The organism is Burkholderia sp. YHN3-13 (assembly GCF_055810675.1).
The window spans coordinates 1-1,488 of the sequence record NZ_JBVVNQ010000070.1; the positions used below are offsets into that span (position 1 = coordinate 1).

The window sequence follows — 1,488 nt, forward strand, 5'->3', positions numbered from 1 at the left end:
TTCGGAAACCGGTGATCAGCGATCACCTTCGACCGAAACGGCCGATCACCATCAATCGGAACCACTGATCACGTTCAACCGAAATCGCTGATCACGTTCGCCGAAATACGCACCCACATGCAACGAGCCCTGGAGAACATCGAAGCTAGCCGGGGGCAGCCGATCGCGACCGAGCAACTCCGGCGAATCGCCCCAACTCATATCGAGGGCATCAACTTGCGCGGCACCTTCAATTTTCCCGTGTCACTGTACGCAAAACGGATCTTGCCGAGCATCGCGGCCGACAACCCCATTCCGTCAACCAGTCGGAGCGCCTAACGACGGGGTGTACTGGTACCGCCGGTCGAGGGACCGCTGATCTTCAATGCGGTCACGTCTGGAGAAGCCCTCCGCATCGTTAGCGAAGGGTAGACACTAACCCATTGTTTTGTCGGAATAAATATTTAGGGCCGCAAGGCAGGGCCTTGCCAGGCCTAAAGGCGCCTAACCGGAAAAACGCATAGAAATCAAAGGCGCCCCTCCTCGACCGGCTCGTCCATCAGGCCCACAAGCTGCCGTTGAAGGGCGAATCGATGCGAAAGGCCAACGCCAAGCAGTCCTCCGCATCCTGATCGTGATCACCTTCGCTATAATCCATTGACCGCGCAACACCACCTTCCAAACTGATCACGTTCGCCGAAACGGCTGATCACCATCACCGAAATCCGCAGCTCGAGGGCAGGCTGTGTACGATGGCGGCGTTCAGATCGGCCGCTTATTCAGAAGTATCTTTTTGATCGACTACTTCACCAATGCCTCTTTCCGGTCGGAGTTGCAACATGCCCTGAATCGGGGAGAAGCGGTGCATACCGTGCAACGCGCAATTCACATCGGTCGCATTCCGGTGGAGCTAGCTCGGCGCCAAGAATCGCTCGCCGCGGTGTCATCGGCGTTGACCCTGCTCTCGAACATCTTGATGGCTTGGAACACCACCCACATGCAACGAGCCCTGGAGAACATCGAAGCTAGCCGGGGGCAGCCGATCGCAACCGAGCACCTCAGGCGAATCGCTCCTACTCATATCGAGGGCATCAATTTGCGCGGCACCTTCAATTTTCCCGTGTCACTGTATGCAAAACGGATCTTGCCGAGCATCGCGGCCGACAACCCCATTCCGTCAACCAGTCGGAGCGCCTAACGACGGGGTGTACTGGCGCCGCCGGTCGAGGGACCGCTCATCTTCAATGCGGTCACGTCTGGAGATGCCCTCTGCTTCGTTAGCGAAGGGTAGACACTAACCCATTGTTTTATCGGAATAAATATTTAGGGCCGCAAGGCAAGTCCTTGCCAGGCCTAGAGACATCTAACCGGAAAAGCGCACGGAAATCAAAACCACCCCGACGAACGGCGCAGTGTGCGCCAAGCGCGGGCGGTGCCGCTGCTCGACGACATGAAGCGTTGGTTCGAAGCGACGCTCGCCACGCTCTCTGCAAAATCCGACACGACCAA

3 pseudogenes are annotated in these 1,488 nt (G+C 57.4%); all 3 read left to right on the forward strand.

The annotated features are described in order from the left end of the window. Positions 1-105: 105 nt before the first annotated feature. A pseudogene (locus tag AC0KUR_RS37860) lies at positions 106-318 on the forward strand (hypothetical protein); the annotation flags it as partial. A gap of 200 nt (positions 319-518) precedes the next feature. Continuing rightward, positions 519-611 (forward strand): annotated as a pseudogene (locus AC0KUR_RS37865) (ATP-binding protein); the annotation flags it as partial. A gap of 92 nt (positions 612-703) precedes the next feature. After that, positions 704-1,177 (forward strand): annotated as a pseudogene (locus tag AC0KUR_RS37870) (Tn3 family transposase); the annotation flags it as partial. Between the last annotated feature and the right edge of the window lie 311 nt (positions 1,178-1,488).